Source organism: Streptomyces sp. NPDC033229, from assembly GCF_055576875.1.
Window position 1 is genome coordinate 44,187 of the sequence record NZ_JBVIQR010000006.1, and the last position, 14,336, is coordinate 58,522.

Consider the following 14,336-nt stretch of genomic DNA (forward strand, 5'->3'; position numbering starts at 1 on the left):
GGGTGGTTTGCGTCCTAACGTGCGGGGGGGGCGAAACTCATTTCGTTGGGGGGGGGAGCCCGCGCCCGCAGGGCGCTCGCCGCCGCAGGCGGCACAGCGGCGGCACAGCGGCGCACAGGGGACACCCAGCTCCGCGCAGGCGTCGGCCACGGCGGGCAGCACTCGGGTGCCGGCCATGGTCACCACCACCTGCGCCCCCTCCTCGCCGACCAGCTCCGCTACCGCCTGCCGGGCGCCCTCGGGGTGCGACCGGCTGTCACGGGCCGCGAACCGCAGCGGGTACCGCCGGGAGCCGTTGGTCATCGCCGGCAGCCGGGGTGCCAGCCGGCCCAGGACGAAATCGAGGGGATCCCCTAGACGAGCCAGCCGCCCCGACCGGGGGACGACCGCCCCGACGCATAGACCTCTCTCCGTGCTCCGCTGCGCGACCATCGCGTCGGCCTCCCGGATTCCCTGCCGCCGTCGGCTTCAAAGTCCCACGATCGCAGCCATGTTCACGTATGGAGGACAGATCCGAAAGGGGTGGGCCACGCACTCCGGTACGCGGTGCCATCAGGGCCCCGGGGGCCGACCTCGGGCCGACGTGGCCGGAAATCACCCTTGCCCCATTGTCGGGGCAATGACAAGGATGATCTTTGTTCGGCATTGGCGACCCGCATCGGGTAATGCCGTTCGTGACAACGGGCCGCGTTCTCGTCGAGGCTCTTCGGCCGGCGGCCCGCGTCGGCGACAGGTCGTGCGGGGCGCAACGCCGCGTCCCGCGCCCGTGCGGCGCCGTGCCCAGCCCCCCATCGCACGACAGAGGTGAAAGTCATGACAGTGCATGCTGTCGACCACGTCGGCCTGCAGGTAGCCGACGCCACCGAGGCGGCCCGCTACTTCTGCGAGGCCTACGGATTCCACATCGAGGCGGAGGCGGGTCCCGGGACCGGCTTCACCGACGGGCACTCCCTCGTTCTCACCCACGGCGGCGTCCGCCTCGTCGTGACGTCCGCCGACCACCCGGAGCAGCCCGGCGCCGAGTTCGTCGCCCGGCACGGTGACGGCGTGCGCGATGTCGCCTTCGCCTCCACCGACGTCGCCGCCGACTTCGCCCGCGCGGTCGCCGCCGGGGCCGAAGCCGTCCAGGAACCGCGGGTCTTCGAGGAGGAGGGGGCCGGGCGGGTCGTCGTCGCCGTCATCGGCACGCACGAGGGCCTGCTCCACTCCCTGGTCCAGCGAGACACCCCGGACGGTGCCTTCCTGCCCGGCCGCTACCGTCCCCTCCCCGTGGCGGCGTCCGGCGAGCCGGCCGCCCCGCTGCTCCGCAGCGTCGACCACCTCGCCCTGTGCCTGGCGCCCGGATCGCTCGACACCTGGGTCTCCTTCTACGAGCGCGCCCTGGGGCTGCGCCACACCTACAACGAGTCGATCAAGGTCGGCGGCCAGGTCATGGACTCCAAGGTGGTCCAGGACGAGACCCGTGGTATCACGTTCACCATGGTCGAGCCCCGGGCGGAGGGGAAGCGTGGCCAACTCCACGACTTCCTCGACAAATTCGGCGGGCCGGGCGTCCAGCACATCGCGTTCGGCACCGATGTCATCACCGACGCCGTGCGCGGCCTCGCCGAGCGCGGCGTGGAGTTCCTCTCCACCCCGGCCGAGTACTACAACGGCCTGGCCGGGCGGGGCATCGACGTGGGCGTGGACACCGAGGTGCTCCGCGAACTGAGCCTGCTGGTGGACCAGGACGAGTGGGGACACCTCATACAGATATTCACCCGGTCCCCCTACCCCCGGCGCACCGTCTTCTTCGAGCTCATCCAGCGCGTCGAGGCCCGGACGTTCGGCAGCGGCAACATCAAGGCCCTCTACGAGGCCGTGGAGCGGGAGCGCACCCGCGCGGCGGACTCCGACGAGGAGACAAGCCCGGCTCCGGCCATGACCGCGGCCCGGTGAGCATGCCCACCGAGCCCGAGCCCGGCCCGGAGTCCGCGACCGTCCGGCCGGCACCGGTCACCCTGGACGACTACCGCACCGCCGCACAGGCCGTCGTCGACCCCGGTGCCTGGGGCTACATCGAGGGCGGCAGCGGCGCCGAGACCACCCTGCGCGAATCCGAGGCCGCCTACCGCCGCTACCGGCTGCGCCCCCGGGTCCTCGTCGACGTCTCCGACTGCGACCTGCGCACCACCCTGCTCGGCAGCCCCGTCGAACTCCCCGTCGCCATCGCGCCCATGGCCTACCACGGGCTCGTCAGCCCCGAGGCCGAGCCCGGCACCGTCCGCGCGGCGGCCGCGGCCGGGGCGCTGACCATCGTCAGCACGTTCTCCGGAACCCCACTGGAAGAGATCGCGGAAGCCGCCGCGGGCGCCCCGCTGTGGATGCAGCTCTACGTCTTCCGCGACCGCCCCACGACGGAGGCGCTCGTACGGCGGGCCGAGGCGGCCGGCTACCGCGCGCTGGTCGTCACGGTGGACACCCCGCGGGTCCCGCGGCGCGCGAGGGACCTGCGCAGCGCCTTCAGTCTGCCGCCCGGCATGGTCCCGGCGAACTTCGACGACCGCCACGCGAGCGGACTCCACCAGGCGCCCCGCGGCTCCTCCGTGATCGGCGCGCACGCCGCCCGGCACCACGACGCCGCGTTCAGCTGGAACGACCTGGCCTGGCTGCGCTCGCTCACCACGCTGCCGCTCGTCCTCAAGGGCGTGCTGACCGGCGAGGACGCGGCCCGAGCCGCCGAGCTGGGCGTCGAAGGCATCGTGGTGTCCAATCACGGCGGCCGTCAGCTCGACGGTGCCGTCCCGGCCCTGGACGCCCTCCCCGAGGTCGTCGCGGCTACCGCCGGCCGCTGTGAGGTCTACGTCGACGGCGGCGTCCGCCGCGGCACGGACGTCCTCACCGCCCTCGCCCTCGGCGCCCGTGCCGTCCTGGTCGGCCGCCCCGTGCTGTGGGGCCTGGCCGTCGCGGGCTCCGCCGGCGCCCGCGATGTGCTGTCGGTCCTGCGCGCCGAACTGGAGGACGCCATGGCCCTGTCGGGCCGCCCCGACCTCGCGTCCGTCGATGCCGGTCTCCTCCGGCCCTACGGCGCCCCCGCCGCCCCCCTTCCCGCAGCCCCTCACCGCACCCCCAGCAAGGAGAGCACCCCCCGATGAGCACCGCCGAAGAGCTGACCTCCTCCGCCGCCGCTGCCTTCGACCTCAGCCCGGCCGACCGCGAACTCCTGCCCACCGCCGAGGACGTGGAGTTCTACCAGGAGCACGGCTGGTACCTGACGAAGCAGCTGCTCACCGACGCCGAGGTCGATGAACTCCTCGAGGCCAGCGAGCGGTTCTACGCGGGGCACCGCGACCGCACCCTGCCCGTCCGCCCGCCGCGCCTGGCGTACTGGGAGCCCGAGCAGGGCGATGTGCACCGGCACAACGACTACATCTTCTACGAGGACGACACGATCCGGCGGATCCTGTCGAAGCCGGTCATCGCCGCCACCGCCGCGCTCATCGCCCGCACCGAGCAGATCCGGCTGTGGAACACCACCCTCATCTACAAGCCCCCGCGTCCCGAGGACGCCCGCAACATCGTCCCGTGGCACTTCGACCGCCACTACTGGCAGACCTGCAGCTCGGACGAGATGCTGACCGCCTTCATCCCGTTCCACGACTGTGACGAGGAACTGGGCACCATCACCATGGTGGACGGCAGCCACACCTGGCGCGAGATCCCCGCCGGCGACTCCGTGACCCGTCACTTCGCCGAGCGGGACCGCTCGGAGCTGGAGGACATGCTCAAGGAGAACGCCGACTTCAACGGTGTCGAGATCCGTAAGATCCCCATGATCATCCCCAAGGGGCACATGAGCTTCCACCACTGCCGCACGTACCACGGCAGTGGGCTGAACACCAGCGACCGCCCCCGCCGCGCCATCAGCCTGCACCTCCAGGACGGCGCCAATCAGTGGCGCCCCTACCCGCTGTCCACCGGCGGCAACGTGGTCTACAACAACGACGTGCTGGTGCGCCCGGACGCCGACGGCAACCCCGACTACACCGACCCCGAGTTCTGCCCGGTGCTGTGGGAGGACAAGCGGTGACGGCTGCCGAGACCACCGACGGGACCACCGGTCGGACAGCCACCGGGGCCCTCCTGCCGCTCGGGGAGCTGCACGGCTCGCTGGCCGACCCGCTCATGGAGGTGATGAACTTCCTGAACGAGATCACCCTCCGCTACCCGGATGCCATCTCCTTCGGCCCCGGCCGCCCCTACGAGGGCCTCTTCGAGGTCGAGCGGATCGGCGAGTACCTCCAGGCCTGGACCCGCTACCTCGCCGAGGACCTCGGCCAGGGGCCCGACCAGGTGCGCACCACCCTCTTCCAGTACGGGCGCACCAACGGCCAGATCCACGAGCTGATCGCGCGGACGCTCCACAACGACGAGGGCATCAACGTCGACCCGGCGGGCATCGTCGTCACCGTGGGCTGCCAGGAGGGCATGCTCATCACCCTGCGGGCCCTGATCGCCGGGCCCGACGACGTCCTGCTCGTCACCGACCCCAACTACGTCGGCATCATGGGCGCCGCGCGCGTGCTCGGCGTCGAGACCGCGCCCGTCACCGAGGACGAGGGCGGCGTCGACCTCGACGCGCTGCGACGCGTGATCCACGCGCTGCGGGCGGCGGGGAAGCGCCCCCGGGCCCTCTACACCGTGCCGGACTTCTCCAACCCCTCCGGCACGTGCATGCCGGAGGAGCGCCGCCACGAGCTGCTCGCCCTCGCGGACGCGGAGGACCTGCTGATCCTGGAGGACAACCCGTACGGATTCTTCACCCGCACCGACACCGTCCGGCCCACCCTGAAGGCGCTGGACACCCGGCGCCGGGTGGTCCACCTCGGCTCGTTCGCCAAGACCTGCTTCCCCGGTGCCCGCGTCGGCTATGTGATCGCCGATCAGACGGTGGTCGCGCCCGACGGCCGGCACACGCTCCTCGCGGACGAACTGTCCAAGATCAAGAGCATGGTCACGGTCAACACCCCGACGCTCAGCCAGGCGCTCATCGGCGGCATGCTCGTCACCCACGACTGCCGTCTGCGCGAGGCCAACGCACCGGCCATCGCGTTCTACCGCGACAACCTGGACGTGCTGCTGGAGTCGCTGGAGGCGCACTTCCCCGCCGCGCTGCGCGAGCGTACCGGCATCCACTGGAACGCCCCCGAGGGCGGCTTCTTCCTCACCCTCACCCTGCCGTTCCCCGCCGACGACGCCCTGCTGGAGCTCTCCGCCCGGGAGCACGGCGTGCTGTGGGCCCCGATGCGCTACTTCCACACCGACGACACCGGTGACAACCGGCTGCGCCTGTCGTGCAGTTACCTCTCCCCGGAGCAGATCCGCGAGGGTGTCTCCCGGCTCGCCGTCCTCGTGGAGAAGGGCCTGGCGCGATGAACGCCGTGCTCTACGCGGTGACCGTGGTGATCTGGGGCTCGACCTGGCTGGCCATCAAGGGCCAGCTGGGCGAGGTCCACCCCACGCTGTCCGTCTTCTACCGCTTCGCGCTCGCCGCCGTCCTCATGCTGGCCTATGCCCGCGCCCGCGGACTGCCGCTGAAGTACCCCCTGCGCATGCACGTCCGGTTCGTGCTCATGGGCGGCCTGATGTTCTCGGGCAACTTCGTGTGCTTCTACTTCGCGGAGCAGCACCTGGCGACGGGGCTGGTCTCCATCCTCTTCGCCATGTCCCTGCTGCTGAACATCGTCTTCGCGCGGCTGTTCTTCCACCGCAGGGTGTCCCCGGTCGTGCTCATCGGCGGTGCCATCGGCCTGCTGGGCATCGGCACGGTCTTCTGGCCGGCGCTCGCGGACTTCGACCCGGACTCCGGCAACGGGCTGGGTACGGTGCTGTCGATCGCCGGAACCCTGGTGTTCTGCCTCGGTAACGTCGTCTCCGGCAAGGTGCAGGCCGAGGGCGTGCCGGTCGTGCAGAGCACCGGCTGGTCGATGGCGTACGGCGCCGTGCTCATCGCCCCGTTCGCCGCCGTGCTCGGCCACGGCACGCTCTACGAGCCGACGTGGAAGTACACCGGCTCGCTCCTCTACCTGGCCCTGATCGGCTCGGTGATCGGCTTCGGCACCTACCTGACGCTGCTCGGCCGCATCGGCGGCGAACGGGCCGCCTACGCGACGGTGCTCTTCCCGATCGTCTCGCTGCTGCTGTCCACCGTCTTCGAGGACTTCACCTGGTCGGCGCGGGACGGGCTGGGCGTCGTCCTGGTGCTGCTCGGCAACGCCGTGGTGCTGGCCGGCCCGAAGCTGCTGGCCCGCCACCGGGAGCGCGACCCCGCGCCACCGGACCACAAGGCGGCGCAGACGAGCGCGAGCGGAGGCAAATGACAGCGGCGGCCCGAACGGGCCGCCGCTGTCCGGCTACCGGCCGCCGCGCGCCCGCTCAGCCCTCTTGCCAGCTGACGCTGCCGACCCCCGTGCCGCCGCCGCAGGTGGCCGAGGACGTACCGGAGCCGCCGGGGTCCAGCGTCCGCCAGGTCCCCGACGATGCGGCGGAGGGCGCCCTCACCTATATCGAGGGCGCCCACGCCATGCTCGTCCAGCGGGACCCGCGCGCCATCGCGCTGTTCGCGCGGGCCCGGGAGCGGTACCGCCGCGACGGCCGGCTCGGTGACGCCCACATGGCCACGATGCTCGGGGCGATGACATCGGCCCTGCTCGGCGAGCGGGAGGCCGCGCTGGCCGACTGCCGCGCCCATTTGGCCGAAGCCGACGACTACCGGGCGGGCTGGGCGTACTCGTGGGGCCTGTGGGTGATGGCCCTGGCCGAACTGCGCCACGGCGACCCCCACCGGGCCGCGGGTCTGATCGACGACTCCCTGCGCCGCCAGCGCGACATCGGCGACCGCTGGGGCCCCTGCTGGGGCGTCCACGCCATGGCCTGGACCGCCGCCGCCCTCGGCGACCCGCACCGTGGCGCCCGGCTCATGGGTGCCTCGTACCAGCTCCGCGAGGCGATCGGCGTCGCGCTCGCGGGGCTGCGCCCCCTCCACGACGCCCACGTCGAGGCGGAGCGCGTCATCCGTGGCGCCCTCGACGCGCGGGTCTACGCGGCGGCCTTCGCCGAGGGCGCCGCCGCCCGCGACGCCGTGGGGCTCGCCCTGGGCACCGGCCGGTGAGCCGCGGCGGCCCGGGCGTTCACCATCGGATGGCGGTGAAATCGACGGGCCGGGGCCGCAGCGCCCGGGTGCGGACCGTCAGCCGTTCGAGCCGCCGGGACATCTCCGCCGCCGGGAGCCGCTTGCGGTCGCCGTGGCCCGGCAGCAGCCACTCGAAGCGCAGTCGGGCCGCGGTGCGCGACAGGGAGGTGGCCAACTCCTCGATGGAGTACCAGGTGACGCTCTCCGCCACCTCGATGTCCGCCGTCGTGCGTGACCAGTAGAGGCTGTCGCCGCTGAAGCAGTACCGCTCGTCCGCGACGTAGAGCACGCTGCCCGCGGTGTGCCCGGGGAGCGGATACGCGACGACGCCCTCGGCGATCCCGGCCGGATCGGTGCCGCGCAGCACGCGGTCGGCGTCCGGCGCGGCGTCGAGGTCACCTTCGTGGATCCATAACCGGGCCCCGAAACGGTCGGCGTAGCGGCGCCCGTGCGCCACATGGTCCCGGTGTGTGAGCAGGACGTCGGTGACCGGGCCCAGCGCCTCGTACCGGGCGGCCAGCGGCTCGTTCCAGCGGGGTGTGTCCACCATCATCCAGGTCCCCGAAGGGCGGCGCAGGAGATAGGAGTTGGCCCCGGCGGTGTGGTTGGAGTTGTGCCCGCACAGCAGGACACCCTCGTCGAGGGCCAGCGGGAACGGGTCCTGCGCCGGGTCCAGGCCGCCGCCGGTGCGGCGGATCGACCGGGTGGGGCAGGCGTACGCGGCGGCGTGCAGCAGACCCTCCTCCGCCGCGTCGCGGGGCTGGCGGAGGATCTCCGAGCGGCCGTCGACCTCGCCGATCAGCGTCGGGGCGAGTTGCCGGGCGACGTCGCAGTTCGTACAGCGGTCGTCCACGTACCAGCCGTCGTCGTCCTTGGGTGTCCCCGACGGTGCGTTGCCCATGGTGAGGCTCCTTTCCAGGGTTCCAGGCAGGTGCGGGCGGCCCATGGTTCGGTCGCCCGCATCCAGAGGTATCCCGGGTCGCGAGAGGAAAGGAAGGGGGGAGCGTTCTTGTGGTTTGCCGCCGGAGCGCATCTCTCCGTCACCGACAGTGGGGAGCGAAATGCACCGCATGTGCCTTATGGTCGGGTGCAGCGGCCGGTGCTGTCGCCCGTCGTGCCCGTCGCGGGAAGGCACAGGGCGTCCCGGTCGCCCGCGCTGTGGCTCACGTACCGGCCCACGCACGCGTTCCTGGTGGTACGGCCGTGCTCCGCGCACCAGTTGACCGCCTCGGACCCATTGGCGAACGGCCCCGGGGCGTAGAAGACCCAGTAACCGGGATTGAGCGAGGCGTAGTCGTCGCTGCGCAGCATGACCGCCTCGGGGATGCTCTCGCGGACGGTCGCCAGCCGCCGGTCCCGGGTGGCGGTGCCGGTGGAGACGGGCTCGGAGTGGAGCTGGGCGATCCAGGTGCCCGCGGGCCCGGCCAGGGGCGGCTCCAAGGCGCGCGACGGGGTGGGCGACGGCGAGGGGCGCCGCGAGGCCGGGCTTCCCGTAGCCGAGGCGCGCGGGGTGGGGCTCGTGCCCGCGGTGCCGGGGTTGCCGCCACCTGCCGTGCCGGGGGAGGCCCCGGTGGCCCGGTCGCCGTCGTCACCGCCGGGTTTGACGGCGAGATAGACGCCACCCGCGACGAGCGCCGCCGCGACGGCGGCGGCCACCGCTACCAGCGGTCCGCGCCGGGAGCGTGGCACACCGGGCGGCATGGGTCCGGTGGGTCCGGTAGGCCTGGTGGGCCCGGTCGTCCCGCCGGAGCCGTTCGTGACCGTCGGCAGGGAGTGACCGTCCCACTGGGTCGGCGGGTGGGCGGGTGCCGCTTCCGCCCGCGCCAGCATGTCGTCCAGCCGGGCGCCGTCGGGCCGCGCGGCCGGGGCCCGTACCAGTAGGGCCGTCAGCACCGGAGCCAGTGGCCCCGACCGTACGGGCGGTGGCACCGGGTCGTCGAGAACGGCGGCCAGGGTGGCGAGCGTGCTGGCCCGGCGCAGCGGACTGATGCCCTCCACGGCCACATACAGCAGCATGCCCAGCGACCAGAAGTCGGAGGCCCAGGTCTCCTCGCCGCCCCGGATGCGCTCGGGGGCGATGTACTCGGGCGAGCCGATGAGATCGCCGGCCGCCGTGAGGGCGGTGGAGCCCTGGAGCGCGGCAATGCCGAAGTCGGTGAGGACGGCCCGGCCGTCCGCGCGCAGCAGGACGTTCGCCGGTTTCACGTCGCGGTGGTGGATGCCCGCGGCGTGCGCGGCGCGCAGCGCGGAGAGCACCTCCCGGCCGACGCGGGCCGCCTCCCGTGGCGGCAGCGGACCGCGGTCGAGACGGTCCTGCAGGCTGTCACCCGGCAACAGCTCCATGACCAGCCAGGGGTGCGGGTCCTCGGCCACGATGTGATGAATCGTCACCACGTTGGGGTGGGAGAGCCGGGCGAGAGCCCGGGCCTCGCGCAACACCCGTTCCCGCAGGATACGCGTGGCCTCGGAGCCGGGGGCCGCCGCCCCCGGCTCCGGCGCTCGCACCTCCTTGAGCGCGACCTCGCGGTGCAGCGCGAGATCACGCGCCCGCCACACCGTCCCCATCCCGCCGCTGCCGAGGCGCTCCAGCAACGCGAAACGCCCGTCGATGATCCGCCCGCTCTGTCCACTCGCGCCCCCGGTCATGGCGCCAGGGTAAGGGCTGAGCCCCACCGCGGACCGGCCGACCGCCGGGTAACCCCGGCCGGTGGAACAGCCCTTGGGCGACGCCCTCGGCTTCCCCTACCAGTGCCGGCCCGTCGGGATCGCCGCCAGGTGCGGCGACGACAGATGCAGGACCTCGTAGCGCTCGGTGTCGGCGGCGGAGGCTTCCGGGGCCCCGGGGACGGTGTCCGCCCAGAGGGTGAAGCGCATCAGCTCCCAGTGGTGGGGATCGAAGGCGAGCGCCGTGGTGTGGACGTCCGCACGGCGGGCCAGCGCGCGCAGCTCCCCGAGGGCGTCCTCGACGAGGGCGGCCGGGTCGGCTCCGGCGGGCAGCGGTGTGACGCTGCGGGAGGCGGCCCGGGGCGTGCTCGCGCGGGCGGGGCCCGCCTCGCAGCCGATGCCCGCCCACTGGCGGACGGCGGGCCGCCCGAAATCGGCGATGATGCCCTGGAAGCCCCCACGGCCGACGAGGAAGTGGCTCATCGCGCCGATGTCGTCCCACAGATAAAAGGGGGCGTACTGATTGACGGGTGAGCCGTCGACGCCGCGCTCGCGGATGACATAGGCCTTGAGCCCGAGGCCCGGCCGGTCGTCGAGGGCGTGGCCGCGGGTCGCCACCCGCTCGCGGATGATCTCCATGTCGTAGTCGGCGGGCAGGGTGATCTCGTATTGCATGGCATACATGAGGTGTTCCCCGTGTCTCGTCTGCGGGTGTCGGTCAGGAGAGTGCGGCCGCGGAGGGGCCGGCGGTGTGTGCGGCCAGCAGTCCGAGCGCGCCCCTGACGGCTCGGTCGTACGGCTCCGTGGACCCGGCCGCGCGGGCGAGGACGTAACCGCCCTGAAGCACCGCCATGACGGCCGAGGCCGTGTCGGCGGGGTCGAGGCCCGCGGCCGTTTCACCGCGCTCGCGGCCCTCCGCCAGGAGCTCGGTGAGGCGGGTGCGCAGCCACTCGAAGGTCTCCTCGACGGGCCCGCGCAACACGGGGTCGGCGAGGACGTCCGGGTCCTGGGTGAGGCGTCCGATCGGGCAGCCCTTGAGCACGTCCCGCTCACGCAGCAGGTAGGCGGAGATCCGCTCGACGGCCGTGCCGGGGGCGGAGAACTGCCGCTCCGCCTGCTCCCGCAGCTCGGCGGCGGTGCGGCGGATCGCGGCGAGCGCCAGGTCCGGTTTGCCGCTGAAGTGGTGGTACATGCTGCCCTGCCCGGCGCCCGCGCGCTGCTGGATGGCCTTGGGGCTGGTGCCGACGTAGCCGCGCTCCCAGAGGAGTTCACGGGTGCTCTCGATCAGGCGTTCCGAAGTGCTCACAAGATCACTGTACATACCAGTAGGTACAAAGATCGAATGCCCGGCCCGGGTAAGCCCCTACGGCCTAGCATGAATGCGTCACTTGCGTGGAATTCATCCGATACGTCGGCCAGGGTCGGTGCCGATCGTAGGAAGGGCGCGCACTCATGCCGGACAGCTCCGCGTCAGACCCGCAAGGCGTCCCCGGCTGGGGCGGACCGTCGGCGGCGGGACATCCGCACCACGCGCCGCCCGGGCACCGCAGACGCCGGAAGTGGCCGTGGGTCCTGCTGGTGCTGCTGCTGTTGATCGTCGGCGGCTGCGCCGTCCTGTTCGCCGTCGTCTCGGACGAGTCCGACAAGACCGTCACGGTGAAGTACGAGGTGACCGGCGACGCCAAGGACGTGACGATCGTCCACACCACGTGGAGCAGCGGGAACCGCTCCGAGAGTCTGCAGAAGGTGCCGTCCCTGCCGTGGCGCAAGCGGGTCGACACCAAGGGCTTTGTCAAGGGCGGTCTGCTCGCGGTCACCATCGGCCCCCGGGGAGGCTCGGTGACCTGCAGCGTCACCGTCGACGACGGCAAGCCGACCACCGCCACGGCGTCCGGCGCGGGGGCCACCGCCACATGTGAGGGCTTCTGACCGCGGAAGCGGCCACGTGGCCCCGGCGGGCGCGGGGGAGCCCGGGACTACGACCGGCGGCGGGGCTTGCCGCCCTTGCTGCCCTTGGCGCCCTTGGCGCCGCCGGAACCGCCGCGCGGGTTCTTGCCGGTCGGCTTGCGGGCCGCGGGCTTGCGCCGGTCGCCGCTCGCCTCGGGGCGCTTGCGCTTCGGCTGAGCCGGGGCCGGGGTCTGGGAGCGGCCCCGTGAGCTGTTGACGGTCCGCCCCCGGACGATGCCGATGAAGTCCTCGACCAGATCGGTCGTCCTGTCCTCGGGCCACGACAGCGCGACGCGGGACTCGGGGGCGTCCGAGAGCGGCCGGTACGTGAGGTCCTTGCGGTGGTGCAGACGGGCGAGTGACTGCGGGACGACGAGGAGCCCCACGCCGGCCGCCACCAGTTCGACGGCGTCCGCCGTCGTGGCCGGCCGCTCGAACGCGGGCCGCCCCGGCGGACGCTCCCAGCCGAGGGTGTCGTCGAGGGGGTGCAGCACGATCTCGTCGGCCAGATCCTCGGCGGACACCTCCTCGACCGCCGCCACGACGTGGTCCTTCGGGACCACGACCACCGTGGTCTCGGTGTAGAGCGGGATCGCGCTGAGGTCCGCCCGGTCGACCGGCAGCCGGACGAAACCCGCGTCGGCGCCGCCGCCCCGCAGCACGTCGAACGCTTCGGCGGGGGACACCGCGACGAGGGTCAGCGGGACGTCGGGCAACCGCTCGTTCCAGATCCGCACCCACTTGGTGGGCGTCACTCCCGGGACATACGCGAGCCGGAACGAAGGGGAAACATCCGAGCCTGTCACTCCGCCAGGTTACCGGTCGTGGTCAGAGGTAGCGCACACGCTCGATACTCTTGACACCATGACGTCGCACAAGACCACCCAGACCATGAAGCCCGCGACCGCGGCAAAGAAGCTGGGTGTGTACCTCGAGGCCACCCCCGCCGAGTTCCAGGAGGGTGTCGTCTCGCGCACCGAATTGAACGCCCTGCAGGCCGACCCGCCCGAGTGGCTGCAGGAACTGCGACGCAACGGCCCGCACCCCCGTCCGGTCGTCGCGGCGAAGCTGGGCGTCTCCATCGCGGGCCTCGCGCGCGGCGGGGTCACCGAAGCCCTCACCACGGAGCAGATCGAGGCGCTGAAGGACGCCCAGCCCGAGTGGCTGCAGCGCGAGCGCGCCGTCCAGGCCGAGGTCCGCAAGGAAGCGGTGCGCATCAAGGAGAAGAACGCGGCGCGAGGCGAGTAACCCCGCCGACCGCGTCCCCGCCCCGGCGGCGCCGGAAGTGTGAGCCGTGATGCCGCCGGTGATCTTCTCGCGACGGTCCGCCCGCCCGCCGCCGCAGCGACCGGGCGGCGGTCGCCCCCTGGGCGGCGGCCGCCCGTCCCTCGTGATCACCTTTGCGCCCGACCCGACCCCGGCGCGGGGCCCGTCCCCCGGGGCGCGCCCAGTGATGCGCCTGTGCGCCGTAGAGGGGGCGCTCGTACAGCAGTACCTTCGGCTCCTGTGTCAGGGGCGGACGGGGGCCGTGATGGGTGACGACAAACGCTGGCTCAAAGTCGGAGTCCCCGTCACCGGAGTGCTTATCGCGGCGATCGGGCTGCTGTACGCCAGCGGAATCATGCCTCCGATCGGGAAGACGGGGTACATCGAGCGAGCCGACGCCGCCTGTGCGAAGCATCGCCCGGCCCTGGCCGCGCTCGGTCCGGATACGCAGAACGCGGGACCGCAGGCGTTCTACGCCCATATCCAGAGAGTGGCGGCCGTGATGCGGGCGGCGCACCGCGACTGGGGGACGGTCAAAATGCCGCCGGGGATCGCGAGCTCCGTGCGAGACGCCTACGCCTCCACCGACACGGCGATTCGCCTGTACGAGCAATCGGTGGAGGAGGCGCGGCGGGGTGACTTCGCCCGGGCGGATGCCTACCTCCAGGACGCCAACAAGCAGGGACAGGTGGCGTTCACGAAGTCCCGTGCGGCGGGGTTGAACGTCTGTCCCGTCGGCTTCTGAACTCTCCGCTCACCCGCCCGCCTCCGGCATCGGGCTCACATACACCCACTGGCCGTTGTCGCGGAGGAAGCGGCTGTTCTCGTGCTGGCTGTCGGCGTGCCCCTGCTCGCTGTAGTGCGCGATGAATTCGACCGAGCCCTCGCTGTGGAAGGCGCTGCCCCCTGTCGTGCCGAGGATCTCGAGCCCCGTCCACCGCTGGTCCGGGTCGAAATCGAGGTCGGCCGGCCGGGTCGCCGGGTGCCAGGTACGCAGCAGATAGGCCGCGTCGTGGACGACGAAGGCGCTGTAGCGGGAGCGCATGAGCCGCTCCGGGGTGGGAGCGGTGCTCTCCCCGCGGTGGAAGCCGCCGCAGCAGTCGCGGTAGGTCGCTTCGCGCCCGCAGGGACAGGGTGCGGAATCGGTGATCGCCGGCTGCCGGCGTGCGCTGTATCGGGCCACCCCACGATTGTGCCCGCTCCGCCGGGCGCCTCGGACCCGCGAGGGCACCCCGTCCGGCGTCCCGGGGTCGATTCCTTCTGCCGTGACATTCTCCGGCGCCTTATA

The 14,336-nt window shown here is 72.5% G+C and carries 15 protein-coding genes and 1 pseudogene; 9 read left to right on the forward strand and 7 right to left on the reverse strand.

All coding sequences use genetic code 11. The annotated features are described in order from the left end of the window. Positions 1–303 (reverse strand): annotated as a pseudogene (locus ACZ53N_RS07675) (hypothetical protein); the annotation flags it as partial. Positions 304–813: 510 nt separating this feature from the next. Between ACZ53N_RS07675 and hppD the strand changes: the two are divergent. The 6 genes from hppD to ACZ53N_RS07705 all read left to right on the forward strand — a co-directional run bounded on the left by hppD (position 814) and on the right by ACZ53N_RS07705 (position 7,150). Then, positions 814–1,938, forward strand: coding sequence for a 4-hydroxyphenylpyruvate dioxygenase (hppD, locus tag ACZ53N_RS07680; RefSeq protein WP_469140018.1), 1,125 nt, complete (start codon positions 814–816; stop codon positions 1,936–1,938). Positions 1,939–1,940: 2 nt separating this feature from the next. Next, positions 1,941–3,134: an alpha-hydroxy acid oxidase gene (locus tag ACZ53N_RS07685; protein WP_469140174.1), complete on the forward strand. Its 1,194-nt coding sequence runs from the start codon at positions 1,941–1,943 to the stop codon at positions 3,132–3,134. Continuing rightward, positions 3,131–4,069, forward strand: coding sequence for a phytanoyl-CoA dioxygenase family protein (locus ACZ53N_RS07690; RefSeq protein WP_469140019.1), 939 nt, complete (start codon positions 3,131–3,133; stop codon positions 4,067–4,069). Before ACZ53N_RS07685 ends, ACZ53N_RS07690 begins: the two co-directional genes overlap by 4 nt. Positions 4,070–4,164: 95 nt before the next feature. Next, positions 4,165–5,415: an aminotransferase-like domain-containing protein gene (locus tag ACZ53N_RS07695; RefSeq protein ID WP_469140175.1), complete on the forward strand. Its 1,251-nt coding sequence runs from the start codon at positions 4,165–4,167 to the stop codon at positions 5,413–5,415. Continuing rightward, a complete protein-coding gene (locus ACZ53N_RS07700; protein ID WP_469140020.1) occupies positions 5,412–6,359 on the forward strand; it encodes a DMT family transporter in 948 nt (315 codons plus the stop codon). Before ACZ53N_RS07695 ends, ACZ53N_RS07700 begins: the two co-directional genes overlap by 4 nt. Before the next feature lie 89 nt (positions 6,360–6,448). After that, entirely contained in the window at positions 6,449–7,150 is a 702-nt protein-coding gene (locus ACZ53N_RS07705; protein WP_469140021.1) for a hypothetical protein, read from the forward strand. A gap of 19 nt (positions 7,151–7,169) precedes the next feature. On the opposite strand, the gene ACZ53N_RS07710 is transcribed toward ACZ53N_RS07705, so the two are convergent. The 4 genes from ACZ53N_RS07710 to ACZ53N_RS07725 all read right to left on the reverse strand — a co-directional run bounded on the left by ACZ53N_RS07710 (position 7,170) and on the right by ACZ53N_RS07725 (position 11,141). Further along, entirely contained in the window at positions 7,170–8,072 is a 903-nt protein-coding gene (locus tag ACZ53N_RS07710) for an MBL fold metallo-hydrolase (protein WP_469140022.1), read from the reverse strand. Between the two features lie 176 nt (positions 8,073–8,248). Next, positions 8,249–9,817: a serine/threonine-protein kinase gene (locus ACZ53N_RS07715; protein ID WP_469140023.1), complete on the reverse strand. Its 1,569-nt coding sequence runs from the start codon at positions 9,815–9,817 to the stop codon at positions 8,249–8,251. A gap of 96 nt (positions 9,818–9,913) precedes the next feature. Next, entirely contained in the window at positions 9,914–10,519 is a 606-nt protein-coding gene (locus tag ACZ53N_RS07720; protein ID WP_469140024.1) for a DUF4865 family protein, read from the reverse strand. 34 nt (positions 10,520–10,553) lie between these two features. Next, entirely contained in the window at positions 10,554–11,141 is a 588-nt protein-coding gene (locus ACZ53N_RS07725) for a TetR/AcrR family transcriptional regulator (RefSeq protein ID WP_469140025.1), read from the reverse strand. Positions 11,142–11,287: 146 nt separating this feature from the next. On the opposite strand from ACZ53N_RS07725, the gene ACZ53N_RS07730 reads away from it, so the two are divergent. Next, positions 11,288–11,764 carry a hypothetical protein gene (locus ACZ53N_RS07730; protein WP_469140026.1) on the forward strand — a complete coding sequence of 159 codons (477 nt, stop codon included), beginning with the start codon at positions 11,288–11,290 and terminating at the stop codon, positions 11,762–11,764. 47 nt (positions 11,765–11,811) lie between these two features. Here ACZ53N_RS07730 and ACZ53N_RS07735 read toward each other — a convergent pair whose 3' ends face one another. Next, positions 11,812–12,588: a LysR substrate-binding domain-containing protein gene (locus ACZ53N_RS07735; RefSeq protein WP_469140027.1), complete on the reverse strand. Its 777-nt coding sequence runs from the start codon at positions 12,586–12,588 to the stop codon at positions 11,812–11,814. Between the two features lie 58 nt (positions 12,589–12,646). Here ACZ53N_RS07735 and ACZ53N_RS07740 point away from each other — a divergent pair, with 58 nt between their 5' ends. Both ACZ53N_RS07740 and ACZ53N_RS07745 read left to right on the forward strand, forming a co-directional pair. Beyond that, positions 12,647–13,030: a DUF5997 family protein gene (locus ACZ53N_RS07740; protein ID WP_469140028.1), complete on the forward strand. Its 384-nt coding sequence runs from the start codon at positions 12,647–12,649 to the stop codon at positions 13,028–13,030. A 283-nt stretch (positions 13,031–13,313) separates the two neighbouring features. Beyond that, positions 13,314–13,793 (forward strand): hypothetical protein, encoded by a 480-nt coding sequence (locus ACZ53N_RS07745; protein WP_469140029.1) that lies wholly within the window; start codon positions 13,314–13,316, stop codon positions 13,791–13,793. 9 nt (positions 13,794–13,802) lie between these two features. Here ACZ53N_RS07745 and ACZ53N_RS07750 read toward each other — a convergent pair whose 3' ends face one another. Beyond that, positions 13,803–14,231 carry a YchJ family protein gene (locus ACZ53N_RS07750; RefSeq protein WP_469140030.1) on the reverse strand — a complete coding sequence of 143 codons (429 nt, stop codon included), beginning with the start codon at positions 14,229–14,231 and terminating at the stop codon, positions 13,803–13,805. Positions 14,232–14,336: the final 105 nt, after the last annotated feature.